At 70.8% G+C, this 18,997-nt stretch carries 14 protein-coding genes; 3 read left to right on the forward strand and 11 right to left on the reverse strand.

Going from position 1 to position 18,997, the window contains the following annotated elements; all coding sequences use genetic code 11:
- Positions 1 to 41: 41 nt before the first annotated feature.
- On the reverse strand, positions 42 to 653 hold the full coding sequence (locus LCN96_RS44020) for a TetR/AcrR family transcriptional regulator (RefSeq protein WP_225268334.1): 612 nt from the start codon (positions 651 to 653) through the stop codon (positions 42 to 44).
- Between the two features lie 111 nt (positions 654 to 764).
- Here LCN96_RS44020 and LCN96_RS44025 point away from each other — a divergent pair, with 111 nt between their 5' ends.
- Both LCN96_RS44025 and LCN96_RS44030 read left to right on the forward strand, forming a co-directional pair.
- Positions 765 to 1,919, forward strand: a complete 1,155-nt coding sequence (locus LCN96_RS44025) for an acyl-CoA dehydrogenase family protein (protein WP_225268335.1) — start codon at positions 765 to 767, stop codon at positions 1,917 to 1,919.
- A 5-nt stretch (positions 1,920 to 1,924) separates the two neighbouring features.
- On the forward strand, positions 1,925 to 4,006 hold the full coding sequence (locus LCN96_RS44030) for an acetate--CoA ligase family protein (protein ID WP_225268336.1): 2,082 nt from the start codon (positions 1,925 to 1,927) through the stop codon (positions 4,004 to 4,006).
- A 67-nt stretch (positions 4,007 to 4,073) separates the two neighbouring features.
- Here LCN96_RS44030 and LCN96_RS44035 read toward each other — a convergent pair whose 3' ends face one another.
- The 4 genes from LCN96_RS44035 to LCN96_RS44050 all read right to left on the reverse strand — a co-directional run bounded on the left by LCN96_RS44035 (position 4,074) and on the right by LCN96_RS44050 (position 6,571).
- Positions 4,074 to 4,325: an SCO4226 family nickel-binding protein gene (locus tag LCN96_RS44035; RefSeq protein ID WP_225268337.1), complete on the reverse strand. Its 252-nt coding sequence runs from the start codon at positions 4,323 to 4,325 to the stop codon at positions 4,074 to 4,076.
- Positions 4,326 to 4,390: 65 nt separating this feature from the next.
- Positions 4,391 to 5,518, reverse strand: coding sequence for a thiolase C-terminal domain-containing protein (locus LCN96_RS44040; protein WP_225268338.1), 1,128 nt, complete (start codon positions 5,516 to 5,518; stop codon positions 4,391 to 4,393).
- A complete protein-coding gene (locus tag LCN96_RS44045) occupies positions 5,515 to 5,922 on the reverse strand; it encodes a Zn-ribbon domain-containing OB-fold protein (protein WP_225268339.1) in 408 nt (135 codons plus the stop codon). The genes LCN96_RS44040 and LCN96_RS44045 overlap by 4 nt, the downstream gene beginning before the upstream one ends.
- A gap of 136 nt (positions 5,923 to 6,058) precedes the next feature.
- Positions 6,059 to 6,571: a VOC family protein gene (locus LCN96_RS44050; RefSeq protein WP_225268340.1), complete on the reverse strand. Its 513-nt coding sequence runs from the start codon at positions 6,569 to 6,571 to the stop codon at positions 6,059 to 6,061.
- Positions 6,572 to 6,722: 151 nt separating this feature from the next.
- On the opposite strand from LCN96_RS44050, the gene LCN96_RS44055 reads away from it, so the two are divergent.
- Positions 6,723 to 8,033: an MFS transporter gene (locus LCN96_RS44055; RefSeq protein WP_225268341.1), complete on the forward strand. Its 1,311-nt coding sequence runs from the start codon at positions 6,723 to 6,725 to the stop codon at positions 8,031 to 8,033.
- Positions 8,034 to 8,230: 197 nt separating this feature from the next.
- Here LCN96_RS44055 and ettA read toward each other — a convergent pair whose 3' ends face one another.
- The 6 genes from ettA to cobA all read right to left on the reverse strand — a co-directional run bounded on the left by ettA (position 8,231) and on the right by cobA (position 18,935).
- Entirely contained in the window at positions 8,231 to 9,895 is a 1,665-nt protein-coding gene (ettA, locus tag LCN96_RS44060) for an energy-dependent translational throttle protein EttA (protein ID WP_225268342.1), read from the reverse strand.
- A gap of 351 nt (positions 9,896 to 10,246) precedes the next feature.
- Positions 10,247 to 11,407, reverse strand: coding sequence for a GGDEF domain-containing protein (locus LCN96_RS44065; protein WP_225268343.1), 1,161 nt, complete (start codon positions 11,405 to 11,407; stop codon positions 10,247 to 10,249).
- 711 nt (positions 11,408 to 12,118) lie between these two features.
- Positions 12,119 to 12,994, reverse strand: a complete 876-nt coding sequence (locus LCN96_RS44070) for a single-stranded DNA-binding protein (RefSeq protein ID WP_225268344.1) — start codon at positions 12,992 to 12,994, stop codon at positions 12,119 to 12,121.
- A gap of 384 nt (positions 12,995 to 13,378) precedes the next feature.
- On the reverse strand, positions 13,379 to 15,001 hold the full coding sequence (locus LCN96_RS44075; RefSeq protein ID WP_225268345.1) for a GTP-binding protein: 1,623 nt from the start codon (positions 14,999 to 15,001) through the stop codon (positions 13,379 to 13,381).
- Complete coding sequence (locus LCN96_RS44080; protein ID WP_225268346.1) at positions 14,998 to 17,706, reverse strand: dynamin family protein; 2,709 nt, start codon at positions 17,704 to 17,706, stop codon at positions 14,998 to 15,000. The genes LCN96_RS44075 and LCN96_RS44080 overlap by 4 nt, the downstream gene beginning before the upstream one ends.
- Positions 17,703 to 18,935, reverse strand: coding sequence for a uroporphyrinogen-III C-methyltransferase (cobA, locus tag LCN96_RS44085; protein WP_225268347.1), 1,233 nt, complete (start codon positions 18,933 to 18,935; stop codon positions 17,703 to 17,705). The genes LCN96_RS44080 and cobA overlap by 4 nt, the downstream gene beginning before the upstream one ends.
- Positions 18,936 to 18,997: the final 62 nt, after the last annotated feature.

Raw genomic sequence — 18,997 nt, forward strand, 5'->3', positions numbered from 1 at the left:
CCTCACCTCAGGTCCGGGCCTCGGCGGTCCACCGGGCGGGCTCAGGTCTCGTCGAGTGCCCTCAGCGGGTCGAGGCGGTGGATCAGGGTGACGGCGGCCTCGATGACCTCCCGCGCCTCCTCCTCGGTGTCGGAGGTGGCGACCTCCCGGGCCGCCTCGCCGATGATGCTGGTCAGCACCGCCACGGTGAACCGGTCGAGCGGATCCCCGCCGGCGCCCAGCAGCACCGCGTTCTGCCGCACCCACTCCCGTCCGCGCGTGCGGCGGATCAGCTCGAAGCCCGGCGGCCCGTCGCCGTCGATGAACAGGCGCACCAGGTCGCGCCGCTCCCACGCCCCGGCGAGGTAGGCCCGCGCCCCCGCGATCAGCAGCTCCACCGGGTCGGAGACGCCGTCCTTCCTGGCCTTGGCCACGCTGGAGGCGGACGCCTGCTCGTGGGCGGCCTGGTGGTCCTCGTACAGGGCGAGGAAGAGCTCGGTCTTGCCGCCGAAGTGGTGGTAGAGGCTGCCGACGCTGGAGCCGGCGCGGGCGACGACCTCGGAGACGTTGGCCTCGGCGAAGCCGTGCTCGCTGAAGACCTCGCGCGCGGCCTGCAGCATGCTCTTGCGCGTCTGCGCCGTACGGCTCCACTCCCACGAGGACTTGCGTGCCATGACAGCCATCCTAGCCCGCCGAATTCTAGAATCAGATTCTTGACACAGAGCCGTAACGGATAGAGTGTCTTCCTAGAGAGCGATTCTAGAAATAGCATCAGGGAGGCGGCTGTGGACTTCTCGCTCACCCCGGAGGAACGCCAGATCCGCGACACCGTCCGCGCCTTCGTCGAGAAGGAGATCATGCCGCTGGAGCCCGAGGTCCTGCGCAACGAGCGCGAGGGCCGGCCAGGTCTCGATCCCGACGTCCTGCGCGAACTGCGCGCCAAGGCCAGGAAGTCCGGCTTCTGGGGGATCAACACCCCCGAGGAGTACGGCGGAGCGGCGCTCGGCCCCATCATGTCCGCGATCATCGCCATGGAGATCGGCCGCACGTTCGTGCCGTTCTCGTTCGGCGGCAGCGCCGACAACATCCTCTACGCAGGCACCGAGGAGCAGAAGCAGCGCTACCTGATCCCCACCATCGAGGGCGAGCGCCGCTCCTGCTTCGCGATCACCGAGCCGGGCGCCGGCTCCGACGCCCGCAACATCCGCACCAGGGCCGTGCGCGACGGCTCGGAGTGGGTGATCAGCGGCGAGAAGACGTTCATCACGGGCGGCAGCGAGGCGGACTTCGTCATGGTGTTCGCCGTGGCCGGGGAGCACGGCGTCACCTGCTTTCTGGTGGACCGCGACATGGGCTGGAAGTCCGAGCCCATCCCGACCATGGGGCAGTGGGGCCCGGCCTCGCTCGTGTTCGAGGACGTGCGCGTGCCGGAGGAGAACATCCTCGGCGAGCTGGGCAAGGGCTTCGAGCTGGCCATGCAGTGGATCGGCCAGGGCCGTTACATGATCCCGGCGCGGGCCATCGGCTCGGCCGAGCGCATGCTGCAGATGGCCATCGACTACGCCAAGATCCGCAAGTCCATGGGGCAGACGATCTCCAACTACCAGGCCATCCAGTGGATGATCGCCGACTCCCAGGTGGAGATCGAGGCGGCCAAGTGGCTGACGCTCTACGCCGCCTGGCGGGTGGGCCAGGGCCTGGACGCCCGGCACGCCTCCTCGATCGCCAAGCTGAACGGCGCCGTCATGGCCAACCAGGTCGTGGACCGGGTACTGCAGATCCACGGGGGTATGGGCTACACCAAGGAGCTGCCGATCGAGCGGTGGTACCGCGAGCTGCGGCTGCTGCGCATCTTCGAGGGCACCGACGAGATCCAGCGCCGCACGATCGCCCGCAACCTCATCAAGGGCCACGCCAGGCTCGGTCTCATCGGGGAATGACGCGCATGTCGGTTGGGGAGCTGTTCAATCCGCGTTCGATCGCGCTGGTCGGGGCCACCGACAAGTCGGGGTGGTCGATCAGCACGCTGGCGAACCTGCGCGCCCACGGCTTCGCCGGGCCTGTGCACCTGGTCAACCCGCGGGGCGGCGTGGTGCACGGCCAGCCCGCGTACCGGAGCCTGACGGAGTTGCCCGAGCGGGTGGGTCTGGCGTACGTGATGGTGCCGACCGCGGCCGTGCTGGGCGTGCTGCGGGAGGGCGCCAAGCTGGGGATCCGCTGCTACGTGATCCTCACGGCCGGGTTCGGGGAGTCCGGGGAGGAAGGGGCGCGGCTGGAGGCGGAGGTCTCGGCCTTCGCGGCGGAGAACGGGCTGACGATTCTGGGGCCGAACGGCAACGGTTACATCAACGCGGCCGCCGGCGTGACACCGTACGGGCTGCCCATCCCCGCGCCGCTGCTGCGCGGCGCGGTCGGCGTGGTGTTGCAGAGCGGGGCGCTGGCCAGCTCCGTGCTGGGGTTCGCGCAGGCCCGCAACGTGGGGATCAGCCTGCTGACGTCGATGGGCAACGAGTCGGTCGTCACCGTGACGGACGTGGTCGACTATCTGGTGGACGATCCGGCCACCAAGGTCATCGCATTGTTCCTGGAGACGGTCAGGAACCCGGCCGAGTTCGCCCGCGTGGCCCGGCGGGCGCTGGAGGCGGGCAAGCCCATCGTGGCGCTCAAGATCGGCCGCAGCAAGCTGGCCTCGCACACCGCGCAGGCGCACACGGGCGCGCTGGTGGGCGACGACGACGTCATCGACGCGGCGCTGCGGCAGCTCGGCGTGATCAGGGTGCGGTCGCTGGAGGACCTCATCATCACGGCCGGGCTGCTGGCGTCCTCCGGGCCGCTGCCCGGGCGGCGGGTCGGGGTCGTCACGCCCTCGGGCGGCGCCTCGGAGATCATCGCCGACCGGGCCGAGGACGAAGGGCTGGAGCTGCCGCCGTTCGCGCCGGAGACGGTGGCGCGGCTGGCGGAGATCGTCCCGTCCTTCGGCACCGTGCAGAACCCGCTCGACGTCACCGGGTACGTGCTCATCGACCGCACCCTGCTGGGCCGGGCGCTGGAGGCGGTGACGTCGGATCCCGGGATCGACCTGATCATGCTGCTGTCGGAGCCGCCCAAGGTGGCGCCGCCCGACCCTGCTCCGGTGCTGGCCACGTACGCGGCCAGTGCGGCGCGGATCGCCGCCTCGCCGGTGCCGGTCGTGGTGGTGAGCAACGTGCTGACCGATGTGACCGAGTTCGGGCGGCGGGTGCAGGCCGAGACCGGGTTCCCGTACGTCGCGGGCGGGATCGAGCACGGGCTGCAGGCCATCGCGGCGGCCGTGCGCTGGTCGGAGCAGCGCGAGCGGGTGCTGTCCAGGCCCGTCCCGCTCCCCCGCGCCGTCGTGCCGCCCGAGGGGGCCGGCGGGGTGTGGGCCGAGCACCGGGCCGCCGCGCTGCTGGCCGCCGCCGGGCTGCCGGTGGTGCCGTCGGAGCTGGCCGCCGACGAGTCGGGCGCGGTCGCGGCGGCCGAGCGGTTCAGCTATCCCGTGGTGCTCAAGGCGGCGGCCGAGGGGCTCGGGCACAAGAGCGACGTCGGCGGGGTCCGGCTCGGGCTCGGCGGGGCGGAGGAGGTGCGGCAGGCCTACCGGGAGGTGGTCACCGCGGTGCCGTCGCTGGCCGGCGTGCTCGTGCAGCCGCAGCGCGGCGGCGGGATCGAGCTGCTCGTCGGCGTCGTACGGGATCCGGCCTGGGGGCTCACGCTGGCCGTGGGGCTGGGCGGGGTCTGGGTCGAGGTGCTGCGGGACACGGCGCTGCGGGTGCTGCCGGTGGACGCCGGGGAGGTGCGTACGGCGCTCATGGAGCTGCGTGGCGCGGCGCTGCTGAACGGGGTCAGGGGCAGTCAGCCCGCCGACCTGGACGCGGTGGCGGACGTGGTGGCCAGGGTCGCGGCGTTCGCGGAGTCGCTGGGCGACGGGCTGGATTCGCTGGAGATCAACCCGCTGCTCGTCAGCGGCTCCCGCGTCGAGGCCCTCGACGCGCTCATCACCTGGCGATGAGGTCATTCATCGCCTGGGAGCATGGGGAAACGGGCGGCCCGCCGGCCGCCCGTTTCCGTTCTCGTGGCTAGTCCACCTCGACCGGGAGCTCGTAGATCTCGCTCGTCGGATGTCCGGCCTTCTCGTGCACCCGCAGCACCGCCTCCTTCGACGGCCCCGACGACAGGCAGAACACCTTCCCCGAGTCCGGGTCCAGCCAGGCCCGCTCGAAGTGCACGCCCTCCGCCTCCTCGATCGCGAGGTCACGCTCGTGAGCGGCGCGGAGCTGCTCCTCGGTGGCGCCGACGAACCCGCTGTGCACGTCCATGAACTTCGGCATGGCGCATCCCTCCCCATGGGTGGAAGTGTCCCTCTTTCCTGGAAGGCGTTCCATGCCGTGCCATCTCACGGCAGGTGGTTGGCGAGCACCAGGGTGGCGGCCGAGGCGAACATGCCGCCGTTGCCGAGCACCACGCTCACCTCCACGTCCGGCACCTGGGCCGCCGCCTCGCCGCGGAGCTGGCGTACCGACTCCTGGATGGCGAACATGCCGTACATGCCGGTGTGCGTGTAGGACAGGCCGCCGCCGTTGGTGTTCAGCGGCAACCGGCCGCCCGGTGAGGTGTGGCCCTCGGCGATGAACGCGCCGGCCTCGCCCCGGCCGACGAAGCCCAGATCCTCCAGGCCGTAGATGGGCACGTGGGCGAAGGCGTCGTACACCATGAGATGATCCACGTCCTCGTGCGTGATCTTGGCCTCGCCGAACGCGGCCTCGCCCGACAGGCGGAAGCCCTTGGAGGTGGTGAAGTCCTCCATCTGCGAGATGATCGGCGACTCGGCGGCCTCGCCCGAGCCGAGCAGGTAGACCGGGGAGCGGCGGGCGCGCTCCTCGGTGGTGACGATCAGCGCGCCGCCGCCGTCCGTCACCAGGCAGCATTCCAGCAGGTGGAAGGGGTAGGCGACCATCCGCGAGCTGAGCACGTCCTCGACCGTGATGAGGTCGCGGTACATCGCGCGCGGATTGTGCTGCGCCCAGCGCCGCTGCGCCACCGCGACCTCGGCGAGCTGCTCGTGCGTGAGGCCGGTCTCCTTCATGTAGCGCAGCGCCGTGATCGTGAACGACGTGGGCGGCCCGACCACCCCGTACGGCAGCTCGAACTGCCCCAGCAGCGAGTCGGCCCCCAGCCCGAACCGCCCGGCCCCGACCCGCGACCGCCCCGACTCCCCGTGGGTGATCAGCACGGTGCGGCACAGCCCCGCCTTGACGGCGGCGGCCGCGTGGCGGACGTGGAAGAGGAACGACGAGCCGCCCACCCCCGTGCCGTCCAGCCAGGCGGGCGTGATGCCGAGGGCGTGGGCGATCTGGATCGGGCCCGGGGTGCCGACCGTGGCGATGCCGTCGATGTCGTGGATGGTCATGTTCGCGTCGGCGAGGGCGTTCCTGGCGGCCTCCAGGTGCAGCTGCACGGTGGAGTGGCCGGGCAGGCGGCCGACCTCGTCGGTCTCGGCGGCGCCCGCGATCACGATGGTCATCGGGCGCCTCCGGCCGGCTCGAAGAGCGGCACGCTGACGTCACCGCGCCGTTCGAACACCACCCGCAGCTCCATGTCCAGCTTCAGGTGCTCCGGGGTGTTCGGCACGCCGACGATGTTGGTCATCATGCGCACGCCCTCCTCCAGCTCGACGACGGCGATGGCGTACGGGGCCTCGTCCTCGAAGCCGGGGGCCGGGCGGTGGTTGATCACGTAGGAGTACAGGGTCGCGCGACCGCTGGCGCGGACCCATCCGACCTGGTCGCCGCCGCAGCGGGGGCAGCTCGGCCGCGGGTAGAAGTAGTGCCGCGCGCAGGGTTCGCAACGCTGGATCCTGAGCTCGCCCGCGGCCGTGCCGTCCCAGAAGGGCTGGGTCTCGGGTGTGGGCTTAGGTGCCGGCTTCATCGGCCTCCCCAATCCTAGTTCTAGAATTCCACTCTAGATCTAGGTTCTGCCGCGACTCAAGGGCCTGGGCGTCCGTCGCGGATCCACGGACTCGAGACGCCGTTCGCCGATCACGAGCCGGGGATGCCGTTGTCGATCATGGGCTGGGGATGCCGTCGCCGTTCCTGCCGCGCCCGGCCAGCACCTCCTCCAGCGTCGGCCGCTCCTCGACGGGCTCGCGCACGCCCGGCTGGGCGAGCTGGATCAGCACCCCGTGCGCCTCCTTAGGGTGCAGGAACACCTCCTGCCACCGCACATCGCCACGATTGAGCCCATGCAGCCGGAACCCGCGCGCGGTCAGCCGGGCCACCGCCGCGTCCAGATCGTTGACGTGGAAGTTGAGGTGATGCACCCCACCTCGCCCCCGCGTCAGCTCGAAGAAGCTGTCGAAGAACGTGGACCCGGCCAGCGGCTCCATCACCTCGACCTTGTTGCCGTTGGCGTAGGTGAGCTGCAGGGTGCGGTACCCGGCCACCCGGTTGTCCCCGCCGCCGCCCAGATGCCGGCCGCCGAGCAGGTCGCGGTAGATCGGGAGCAGGTCCCTGATCCGCGGCGCGGCCACCGCCGTGTGGTCGAAGTGCACTTCCAGCCCGTCGAGTTCCAGATCCACGCGGGGGCTCCTTCCACATTCGGAATCCTAGAATTTCATTCTAGCCGCTCACCCTTGACGGGCCCTCGCTGTGAGGCGCAACATCACAGAAAGCAATTCTAGGAATCGCTTCTAGAACGTACGGGGGTCCAGCTCGACCAGAAAGGCTGCCATGAGGCTGTCCTACGTCCGTGAGCTCGACGAGTACCCAACCGGCGCCAGGCGCATGAAGATCCTCACGATGGCCGTGCTGGCCATCCTCATCGGCTCCTACGAAGGGCAGATCGCGCCCGTCGTCCCCCTGCTGCTCGAAGACCTCGACATGTCGCTGACCACGTACGGCGCCGTGTCCGGCACGGCGGCGGTGGCCGGGGCGATCGCCTCCATCCTGGGCGGCCGGCTCACCGACCGGCTCGGCCGGGTCCGGCTGCTGATCCCGCTCATGGCGCTCACGGCCGTGTGCTGCTTCGCCATGACGCTCGTGCACAGCCCGCGTGACCTGCTGATCGCCAGGATCGTGCTGGCGTTCGTGGACGGCGTGGCCATGGCCAGCACCGCACCGCTGATCCGCGATTTCTCCCCGCGCCTGGGCCGGGCCCAGGCGTTCGGCTTCTGGACCTGGGGCCCGGTGGGGGCCAACTTCCTGGCCGCGGCCGTCGCCGGCTGGACGCTGCCCATCTTCGACGACTCGTGGCGCTCCCAGTTCGTCATCATGGGCTGCTTCTCGCTGGTCATCTCGGCGGTCATCGCGTTCAACATCGCCGACCTCTCCCCCGAGCTGCGCGCCAGGATCCAGCACACCGAGCGGGCCGCCACCGACGTCGTGGACCTGACCCGGCCGCCCCGCGTCCGCTCGCTGTTCGCCCGCCGCAACATCTGGGCGCACGTCGTCGGCATCTCACTGTGGCTGGTGCTCTACATCACGCTTTCCCTGTTCGGCCAGACGATGCTGGTCGGGGCGCTCGGCATCAGCAGCGCCGAAGCCTCCACCATCATGGCGGCCTTCTGGAGCCTCAACCTCATCACGCTCATCGTCACCGGCCGCCTGTCCGACCGTACCCAGCTCCGCAAGCCCTTCTGCCTCGGCGGCACGGTCGCGGCCGTGCTCGTCACCGGGTACCTGGCGGTCTCGCTCGGCCAGGAAGGCGTCTCCACCGGCACGCTCATGGTGGTGGGCGCGCTGCTCGGCGGCTCGCTCGGCGTCGCGTACGCACCCTGGATGGCCAACTACTCCGAGGACGCCGAGGACGCCGACCCTCGGCTGCAGGGCACGGCGTGGGGGTTGTTCGGGTTCCTCAGCAAGGGGATCGCGGTGATCGGGCTGCTGGTCATCCCGCATGTGGTGGCGGCCACGAACTGGCAGACGTGGCTGTTCGTGGCGCTGGGGTGCCTGGTGCTGTTCGTACCGGCGATCGTGATGTTCAACGGGCCGTGGCGGCGCCGCCCCGTCCCCGCTCCGGCCACGGTCGGCGTCGAGAGCTGAGCCTGCTCCGGCCACGATCGGCGGCGTCGAGAGCCGAGCCCGCCTCCGTTCGCTCGTCCCGGGGCAGGTCGTGGCCGCGGCGCGCGCTCACGGCGACGGCAGTCGGGCTCTCAGCCGCTGTTCATCCCGAAACACGAAACCCATGGACCAGCCCGATGCATGGCGTGGTCCATGGGTTGTCGTTCAGTCGAAACCGATCAGTCGCGGTGCAGCTTCCGGTAGGTCACCCGGTGCGGACGCGCCGCATCGGCCCCCAGCCGCTCGATCTTGTTCTTCTCGTAGTCCGCGAAGTTGCCCTCGAACCAGAACCAGTTGGACCCTTCTTCCCAGGCCAGGATGTGGGTCGCGATGCGGTCGAGGAACCACCGGTCGTGCGAGGTGATCACGGCGCAGCCCGGAAAGTCGAGCAGCGCGTTCTCCAGCGACGACAGGGTCTCGGTGTCGAGGTCGTTGGTGGGCTCGTCCAGCAGCAGCACGTTGCCGCCCTGCTTGAGCGTGAGCGCCAGGTTGAGCCGGTTGCGCTCGCCGCCGGACAGCACGCCGGCCTTCTTCTGCTGGTCGGGGCCCTTGAAGCCGAACGCCGCGATGTACGCCCGCGACGGCATCTCCACGTTGCCGACCTTGATGTGGTCGAGCCCGTCGGAGACGACCTCCCAGACGTTCTTGCTCGGGTCGATGCCGCCCCGGCTCTGGTCGGCGTAGGAGATCTTCACGGTGTCGCCGATGATGATCGAGCCCGTGTCGGGCGTCTCCCCGCCGGTGATCATGCGGAACAGCGTGGTCTTGCCGACGCCGTTCGGGCCGATGACGCCGACGATGCCGTTACGCGGCAGGTCGAACGTGAGGTTCTCCATGAGCAGCCGCTCGCCGAAGCCCTTGGTGAGGGCGTCGGCCTTGATCACCGTGGTGCCCAGGCGCGGGCCCGGCGGGATCTGGATCTCCTCGAAGTCCAGCTTGCGGTACTTGTCGGCCTCGGCGGCCATCTCCTCGTACCGCTGGAGTCGGGCCTTGCTCTTGGTCTGGCGGGCCTTGGGGTTGGACCGGACCCACTCCAGCTCGTCCTCCAGGCGCTTCTTGCGCTTGGCGTCCTTCTGGCCCTCGACCTTCAGTCGCTGTGCCTTCATGTCGAGGTACGTCGAGTAGTTGCCCTCGTACGGGTAGCAGCGGCCCCGGTCGAGCTCGAGGATCCAGGTGGCGACGTTGTCGAGGAAGTATCGGTCGTGGGTGACGGCCAGCACCGTGCCCGCGTACTTCTCCAGGTGCGACTCCAGCCACTGCACGCTCTCGGCGTCGAGGTGGTTGGTGGGCTCGTCGAGCAGCAGCAGGTCGGGCGCCTCCAGCAGCAGCTTGCACAGCGCGACCCGGCGGCGCTCACCACCGGACAGCTTGCTCACCTCGGCGTCGGGCGGCGGGCAGCGCAGCGCGTCCATGGCCTGCTCGAGCTGGCTGTCGAGATCCCATGCGTTGCGGTGCTCGAGCTGCTCCTGCAGCTTGCCCATCTCCTCCAGCAGCTCGTCGCTGTAGTCGGTGGCCATCTGCTCGGCGATGTCGTTGTAGCGCTGGAGCATCGCCATCGTCTCGGCGACACCCTCCTGCACGTTGCCGAGGACGGTCTTCTCCTCGTTGAGCGGCGGCTCCTGCTGGAGCATGCCCACCGTGAAACCAGGCATGAGCTTGGCATCACCGTTGGACGGCTGCTCCAGGCCGGCCATCATCCGGAGCAGCGTCGACTTTCCGGTGCCGTTCGGCCCCAGGACACCGATCTTGGCTCCGGGCAGGAACGACAGCGTGACGTCGTCAAGCACAACCTTGTCGCCGTGCGCCTTGCGCACGCGCTGCAGCGTGTAGATGTACTCCGGCATGCTCCCTAGCTTAGGGGCTCCCAACCCAGGCTTCCGCCGCTCCCTCCTTACCTGTGGCCGCCATTCCGCTGTGACGCGGCTCGGGTGGGGGTGGGGAGGGTGGCTTGGGTGGCATCGGTGGGGGTGCGGGAGAGCGGTTCGGGGGTGGCGCTTCTGGCACGTGTACGGGGCTGCGCGCCATACCTCAGTCCCCGAGCCCGAGCCCGAGCCCGCAGGCGGGGCGCGGCGGGGATCGAGACGCGCAGAAGAGGAAAGCGGAGAGATGCGCTATGGGGTCGATGTGCCGTCGGAAAGGTGCGATGGGGCGTCGGGAAGCTGCGCTACGAGGTGGCGAGGCGTCGGGAAGGTGCGTTACGGGGTCGGTGGGTCGTCAGGGAGGGAGGGCGGTGGAGGTGGTTGGACGGCGGGGATGCAGACGCGGTCGCGGCCCAGCTCCTTGGCGCGGTAGAGAGCCAGGTCGGCCGCCGTCAGCAGGTCGATCAGGTCGTCACCGTGGACGCTCATCAGCGCCACCCCGGCCGAGATCGTGACCCGGACCAGGGTGTCGTCCACGGGGATGGCCATGTGGCTGATGCGGACGCGCAGGCGTTCGGCCACGCGGCGGGCCTCGTCGATGTCGGCCCCCGGCAGCAGGACCACGAACTCCTCTCCCCCGAACCGGCCCACCACGTCATAGTCGCGAAGCTGGCCGCGCAGCATGGCGGCCACCCCGACCAGGACCTGGTCGCCGACGAGGTGGCCGTGGGCGTCGTTGACGCGCTTGAAGTGGTCGATGTCGATGATCAGGAGCGCCAGCGTGTCGCCGGTGCGGCGGGCGCGGACGATCTCGGTGTCGGCCTCGCGCTGCCAGGCCGCCGCGTTGAGCAGCCCCGTCTTGGCATCCGTACGGGCTGCGGCCTGGAGTTGGGCGTGCAGGAGGCTGCGCTGCAGGAGGACCACGGGCGGGAGGGCGAGGATCAGCAGGCCCAGGTTGAGGCCGCAGCCGATGGAGACGATGACGCCCAGGCAGAGCTCGACGACGTCGAGGAGCACACTCTCCCTGTCCCACAGGACCTCTCGCCAGGCGCTGTCGGGGTTGGCCGTGTGGGCGGCGATGGCGATGAGGGCGATGTTGAGCAGGGAGAAGAGCACGGCGGCCGCCACCGCGCAGAGGATCGGCGGCCCGCTGCCCTGCGTCAGCACCCAAGGATCGGCCACCAGCCAGTGGAACACCATGGACGCCGTACACCCGGCGAGACCGATGGCCGCAGAGCTGAACACGCGCCGATAGACCACCGTCGCCCGCACGCGGACCTGAAGCAGTATCTGCAGGACGATCGGCGCGAAAAGGGCATAGACCGGGGGCAAGAGCAACGCCACCGGCAACCACCAAGCCGACAGGAGGTCACGCGACACACCGGCGGGCATGCCCAGCCGCCTGCTCGCCTCGATGCACACCGCACCGCAACCCATGAGGGCGGCGAAGGTGAGCGCATCACGCCAGGCGAAGACGGTGGACGCCGAGAGCACCATGATCGCAACTAGGTCAAGAGCGACGATCGCGCACAAATAGACCACAAGCGGCCGACGTTGCCCAAGCAACGGCCAGCGGTCGGCCAGCGTTGACACACCGTCGCGAGACTTGATCGATGCGTGACTGGTCACCGCCATCTCGTCTCCTTTCTGACTAACGATGTGTAACACAATAATTGCGGAGTGTGCGTTGTGCGATGGGAACCGATACGTTGGCAGTGACCACACCTGCTCGCTTTTATGAGCAGGCCGTGACACAAGGAGCCGTGCAGGAAAGGAGCAGCCATGGTGCGGGGCGTGACCTGGACATGACAGATGCTCTAGCCATCTGACGCGGGCAACACACCATCGGCCGCCCCTCGGGGTGTCAACGGGACCCGGCCGGTGCCCCCTCCCCCCTCCATTCCGCCCTTTCGACTGCTTCGGCCGCTCTGCCCGATCTGGCACTGGATCTTTCGGTGCATCGCCGCTTCGAGGCTTGGGCTTCGTTGCTTCGGCGCTTGAGGGGTTTGCGTGCCTCGCCGCCTCGCCGCCTCGCCGCATCACCGCTTAGGCGCTTAGCCCGTTTCGCCGCTTCGAGGCTTGAGCACTTCGACGCATCGACGCATCGGCGCTGCGCCCTTCCTCGACGTCCTCCTCCGGAGTGGGGCCACAGGCAGCGCAGTGCGTGGGGGCACCGGGCTGTGGTCGGTGCCCCCGTGCGTGCCGTCGTCAGGCCGCCGCCTTCTCCGTCATCGTCAGCTGCTTGTCGTCAGCACCGGCGTGCTTGCCGCCCCTCTCGTCTCCCCCGCCTCCGGTGTCGCGTCGCTGGTCTTGCGCGTCTCGCCTCTTGTCGCCCGCTGTGCTCGGGACGCGGACCGTGCCGGCCTCTGGTTCGAGGGCGCGGAGAATGCCGTTCTTCGCCCCCTTCTTGCGTGAGGTGCCCTCGGACGTCTGCGGGGTGTCGCTGTCCGGGCCCGATGCCTGCATGGTGCCTTGGGCGGGGTCCGGAGTGCTGGCCGTTTCGGTGAGCTGTGTCGGAATGGCTGCCGGGGTGGGGGTTGTGGAGTTTTCGGTGGTCGGGGGGCGTTCGGTGCCGGTGGTGGCGTCCAGGGTGTGGAAGGGGTTGAGTTCTTCGTGGGGGGTGGAGTTGGCCAGGGAGCGTTGGGGGCGGGGGCCCATGGCCCAGTCGCGGGTTTCCTCGTCCAGGCGGTCGCGCATCTCCTTGCTCACGCCGCCGGCTCCGCCTCGCTCCGGCTTGGTGAAGGCCCCGGTGCCCCAGCGGAGGTCGTGTCCTACCGCGCTGGCCTCGATCTCGGGCATGAAGCGGCGATCGCCCTCGGCGCCGAACTCCCGGATGCGTAGCTTGCCTGACACCACCACGGGATGGCCTGCTCGGATGGAGGCGGCGACGTTCTCGCCGAGGGCGCGCCAGCAGCGGACTGTGAAGCAGACCTTTTCGCCGTCCGCCCATTGGCCTGTCTTCTTGTCGAAGAAGCGGTGGGTGGTGAGCACCCTCAGCGAGGTGACCTTGACGCTCTCGTCGAAGCTGTACTGCCTCGGCTCTGATGCGACGTTGCCGGTGAGTGTGATGTAGATGTCGTTCATCCCGTGCCTCCCATGTGGCGGGCCGGCTGCCCGCGAGCTGAGGAACACGGTGCCGGGGAGGGAGGGGGTGGGGAGGGGCCGAACGGGGTTCTGTGGATGAGGGATGCGGTGGGGGTGCGCGCCTGTGGGGGCAGCTCTGTCGGTGTCGTCCTGTGGCCGTTGGAGCTGTGGATGCAGGCTGGCGGGCTGTTGATCGTGGGCGGGGTGTCGTCGGGGCGGCTGCGGGTGTGAGTGCTGGCTGAGGCAGCGTCTGGCAGAGGGCCGTGGTGTCAGTGGGCCAAGGGGCTGCTGAGGTCAAGGGCGCCGATGCTGTGCGGACGGCGGCGGTGGTGGCGGTGAGGAGTGCGGCGCCGCGGCGAGGGTACGCCGGGCGGCGCCGTTGACTCATACGGACAGGTCGCGAAGGGCTGTGTAGAAGGCGTGGTGCCGGCCCAGCTCCCGCTCCACCGGCTCCACCACCATCGTGGTCGCCACGGCGGCGACCCTGCGCCGCATCTCGCGTTCCAGCCGCTCCCGCTCCCGCGAAGCCCCGAGCTCCACGAAGTTCCGGGACGCGATGCCGGACAGGGCGCCGAGACCGAGCACCGAGGCCATCATCAGCCCCACCCACGGCAGCGCCGCCGTGTCACCGAGGAGCTCCAGGGACGGTGGGAGCTGGCCGGGCACGAGGAGGCCGACCGCCAGCCAGGCCAGGCCCGCCACGAACGCCACCACCAGGAAGTACTGCCACACCTTGAGCGCCCGCCACCAGCCCGGCACGCGGTCGAGCTGCGGTGCCACCTCGGCGAGGTCCTCCGTGAGGGCCTGCGGGAGCTGGGTGGCGCGGGATCGGGCCGCCTGGTGCACGGCTGTGCGCCACACCGGCTGCATGCCCATGGACAGCCCGTCGGCCAGGGCCTGGACGGCGTTGGAGACCTCGGCCGACTGGGCGCTCACCGAGGTGGTGGAGATGCCGCGGATCTCGTCGCTCACGTCGTCCAGACGCAGGCTCTTGAGCGGGTCGCCGCGCAGCTTGTTGATCCAGCGCGGGTACGGCCAGCCGACCCACCGGCTCGACCGCTCCGCGTAGACGTTCTCCATGGCCTCGCCCACGGCCGGGACGCCGACCGCGTCGCACAGGGCGTCCGTCAGGCCCATCCTGCGGGCCTCGTCCACGGACGACGGCGCGGACAGCGCCTCGCCCATCGGCATGGCCTGGCTGAGCTTCTGCTCCAGCCGCTGCAGGTCCGCCTCGAGCTTCTGGATGGCGGCCCGCCGCCGGGCGACCGCGGTGGCGATGACGCTCTTGAGGCTCTCGATGCCGCGGCCGGTGACGGCGGAGGTCGGTACGACGCTCGGGTGCTCGACGCCTTCCCTGCGGAGCAGGTCGTTGAGGTCGATGACCAGCTCGGCCAGCTCCTCGGCGGTCAGCCGGTCGGCCTGGTTCAGCGCGAACACGGTGACGGCGTCATGCCCCGCCAGCTCTGTCACGTAGCGGCGGTGCGTGGAGGCGTCGGCGTACTTCTGCGGATCGAGCACCCACACCACCAGGTCGGCCAGGCCGATCAGCCGGTCGGCCTCGGTGTCGGTGAGTGCCCTGATCGAGTCGTGGTCGGGCAGGTCGAGCAGGATCAGCCCGTGGAGCTGGCTGTCGGCCTTGTCGAGCGCGCTGGCCCGGGAGAAGCGGTGACGCCACTGGATCTGCAGCCAGTCGAGCAGCGGCCCCGCGCCCTCCAGCCCCCACACGCAGGCGTGCGTACGGGCGGTGGTCGGCCTGCGTACGCCGGTCGGCGACAGCTCCAGCCCGGAGAGCGCGTTGAACAGCGACGACTTGCCGCTGCCCGTGCCGCCCGCGAGGGCGACGACGGTGTGTTCCGAGGACAGCTTGAGCCGGTTGCCCGCCCGCTGCAGCAGCGCGCCGGCCTCGGTGAGCAGCTTCTTGTCCAGCCGCCCCGGGCCCAGCTCCACCACCTTGGTGAGCGCGGTGAGGCGCGGCGCGAGCCCCGGCCTGGTGGTCGTGGTGGTCATCGAGCGACCTCAAGGTTGTACGTTGCCTGGTAGAGGCGGGTCGCGACGGATTCGTCGGGAATGCCCGCGGAATCGAGCGCTTGCACGTAACGCATGGCCTCCTCATCGAACAACATGCCGATCCTGGCCCGCAGGTCGCTGAGCGCCTTGGCCCCGATGCCGCGCAGCGACTCGGCGCCGAGCAGAGCGTTGACCAGCCGGTGCGGCACCCCTTCGCCGTTGCCGCCGCTGAACATGGCGACCATGAAGATCAACGCGAGCGACTCCGGATCGAACGAGACCAGCTTCGACACCGACCGCTTGGCCACGCCCTCCGTGCGGACGAGCTCGCCCACGTGCTCCTGCCACGACGCGATGGCCCGTCCCGTGTGACGGATGAGGTCGTCGGACGGCCGGTCGAGGTCCTCCCCCAGCTTGGCACCCAGCTCCGCGCGGTGCCGCCAGCGCGCCACCACCTCCTCGGAGGCGCGGTTCGCGGCGGCGACGATCACCGACTCCAGGCCGGTGCGGATGGCCGCCTTGAACGCCAGCACCCGCTCCGGCGCCTGCTTGGCCGCCCGCCCGCGCTTGCGCAACTGCAGTGACCGTACGAGGTCACCGGACCCCGCGAAGTCCTGCCACCGGGCGAGCACCTCGCCGTGCAGCAGGGAGCCGTTCCTGGACGCCTTGTCGATCTCGCTGAGCGCGCCGAGGAAGGCCGACTCCACGTCGCCGCGCAGCTCGGCCCTGAACGCGACCTGCGCCTCCAGGTGCTTGGCCAACGCCGGAACGCGGGTGCGGAAGCTGTTGAGCACGCCGTTGAGCGTCTCGCGGACGGCCTGCGCCCGCCGTTCCTCATCCACCGACAGCTCGGCCAGCCACAGCCGCAGATCGGTCATCTCGGCGTCGGGCAGCCGGCCGTCGCTCACCTTCGCCTCGTGGATGACGAACCTGTCGATGTCGCCCAGGCCGTACTCGGTGAGCATGCGGACGAAGTGCTTGAGCACCACGTCGGCGGAGCGCTGCTGCACCCGCGACAGCACGATCGCCAGGCGGGCGCCGCGCTCCTTGGCCAGGCGCAGCAGGTTCCAGGCGGGAGCGTCGGCGTAGCGGGCGGCCGTGGTGACGAAGATCCACAGGTCGGCGGCGTCGAGCATGCGGTGGGCGATCTCGTGGTGCTCCTCGACGACCGAGTCGATGTCGGGGGTGTCGAGCAGCGCGACGCCCTGCGGGAGCTTCTCCGTCGCGACGATGACCAGGCTGCCCATCCCGGCCTCGGGGGACGGCTTGTCCAGGCGTTGGAGGCCGCCGAGCAGCTCGCCCTGGGCGAACCACTCGTGGTCGTCCGGGTGGCAGACCAGGACGGGGGTGCCGGTGGTCGGGCGGCGTACGCCGGTGCGGGAGACGTTCTTCTCGGCGAGGCTGTTGACCAGGGTGGACTTGCCTGCGCCGGTGGAGCCGGCGATGACGATGAGGGCTGGGGCGGTGCGGGTTCTGACGCGGGGGAGGACGTAGTTCTCCAGTTGGGCCAGGAGGTCGGCCTGGGCCTGCCTGGCTTCCTCCGAGCCGGGGAGGTCGAGGCCGAAGCGGAGGTCTGCGACGCTTTCCCGGAGGGTGGCGAGGGCGGACATGAGGGCTTCGGCGGCCTCTGCGGGGAGTTCTTCGAGGGTTTCGCCTGGCTGGGCGGGCTTGTCGGCTGGTTCTTCGGGGTGGGGGGTGGGCTCGTCCTCGGGGGCGAGGTCCGATGCGGGCTCGGGGTCGGGGTCGGAGGCGGGCTCGGGCTGCGGAGTGGGCTCGGGCTCGGCTTCGGCGGCGGACCCAGGCTCGCCCTCAGACGCGGTCTCGGCGTCGAAGGTCCCGTCGGCGTCGATGGCGGGGACAGCGTCGGCTGCGGAGGCAGTGTCGGCGTCGGGGGCGGCATCGGTGTCGGCGTCGGGGGCGGCATCGGTGGCGGCGTCGGGGGCGTCGGCGTCGGGGGCGTCGGCGTCGGGGGCATCGGCGTCGGGGGCATCGGCGTCGGGGGCATCGGCGTCGGGGGCATCGGACGCGGAGGCAGGGCTGTCGGCCACAGGGGCCCAGGCATCGGACGCGGGGGCGTCGGCCTCGGAGGCAGCGGGCTCGGAGGCGACGGCCGCAGGGGCGGAGGTGCCGGTCTCGGAGGCGGAGGCTGCGGCTGCTGAGGCGGCATCGGCGTCGGAGGCGGCATCGGCGTCGGCTTCGGCGTCGGAGGCAGCATCGGAGGCAGCGGGAGAAGGCGGCTCGGCCTGGGCGGCAGCCGGTGAAGGCGGTGCGTCGGCTGCGGCAGGCGCGGCGCCGGGCCCGCCGAGCGCGGCCGGCTTCACGAAGAGGGACGGCCGCTCCGAGGCGGGCGAGCCGGAGCCACGCGCATCGGAGCCGTCACTCGGTTTCGCCCCCGGCGCCCCCGGCGCCGACGGCGGCTCGGCGCCCGGTCGGGGCTGCCGAAGGATGGCGGGCTTCTCGAAGAGGGACGGCCGCCGAGCAGGCGGCTCCTCACGGGCACCCCGCGCATCCCGCGACCCTCCGGAGCCCTCCTCAGGCTCACCGGACCCCGAACGAGCCTCGTCAGGCCCGGGCACCCCCGGCCGCCCCGCCGCCCGGTCCCTGCTGCGGGCCTCGGCGTCGAGGTCCTCGTCCGTCACCGGATGGAAGCTCAACGTCTGCTCCCCAGGCGACTCCTGCCACCCGTCATCCATGGCCGTGTTCACGGCAAGCGCTCCGCTCGTACCATCTCGACCTCCTGGCCGACCCGCACGACGTCGCCGACGATGACGATCGCCGGCGGCCGTATCCCAGCCGCGGACACGCGGTCGGCCACGGTGGAAAGCGAAGCGGTGACCGCCCGCTGGGTCGGAAGGGTACCGTCCTGTACCACCATTACGGGAGTCTCCGGCGAACGTCCGTCGCGGACGAGGGCTTCGGCGACCTTCGCCAGGCGCTCGACGGCCATCAGCAGCACCAGCGTGCCCTGGGAACGGGCCAGGCCGGGCCAGTCGACGGTGGAGCGGGGGTCGTCGGGCGCCACGTGCACGGAGATGACGTGGAACTCCTGGCTCACGCCGCGGTGGGTCACCGGCACGCCGGCGGCGGCGGGCACCGCGACGGCGCTGGTGAGGCCGGGCACGACCAGGACGGGGATGCCGGCCTCCGCGCAGGCGATCATCTCCTCGCCACCGCGGCCGAAGACGAAGGAGTCGCCGCCCTTGAGCCGGACCACGAACTTGCCCTGCCTGGCGCGGTCCACGAGCAGCTCGTTGATGGTCTCCTGGGACAGCGAGCGGCCGTAGGGCACCTTGGCGGCGTCGATGAGCTCGACGTCGGGGGCCAGCTCGTCGAGCAGGGCGCGGGGCGCGAGGCGGTCGGCGACGACCACGTCGGCCTGGGAGAGGAGCTGACGGCCGCGCACGGTGATCAGGCCGGGGTCGCCGGGGCCGCCGCCGACGAGGGCGACGCCGACCGGTTTGGTGCGGTTGCGGCGGGCGTCGACGGTGCCGTCACGCAGCGCCTCGACGACGGCGTCCCTGATGCCGGCGGCGCGGCGGGGGTCGCCGCCCGCGGTGATGGCGACGCCGATCTCGTCGACCCGCCCCGTGGCGGGTGTCCAGGCGGCGGAGGCGTCCTTGTCGTCGGCGCGCACGCACCACACGCGCTTGGCCTCCGCCTCGGCGGCGACCGCGGTGTTGACGGACCTGTCATCGGTGCAGGCCTGTACGAGCCAGGCCCCGTCGCAGTCGCCGACCTCGTAGGGCCGGGCGTGCCAGGTGACCCGGCCGGCCGCGATCAGGTCGTCGAGGGCCGGGGTGACGCCCGGCGACACGACGGTGACCTCCGCACCGGCCTCTAGCAGCGCGGGGACCCGCCGCTGCGCGACGCGGCCGCCGCCCACGACGAGGACCCGGCGGCCGGAAAGCCGCAGGCCGAGGAGGTAGGGACCCATGGGGGGAATCTCCCGTTCGCGAAGGTTTGTGTTAAGAGGTAAACCTACCGGCTCCGCATGCG

It is taken from the genome of Nonomuraea gerenzanensis (assembly GCF_020215645.1).
Lineage (GTDB): Bacteria > Actinomycetota > Actinomycetes > Streptosporangiales > Streptosporangiaceae > Nonomuraea > Nonomuraea gerenzanensis.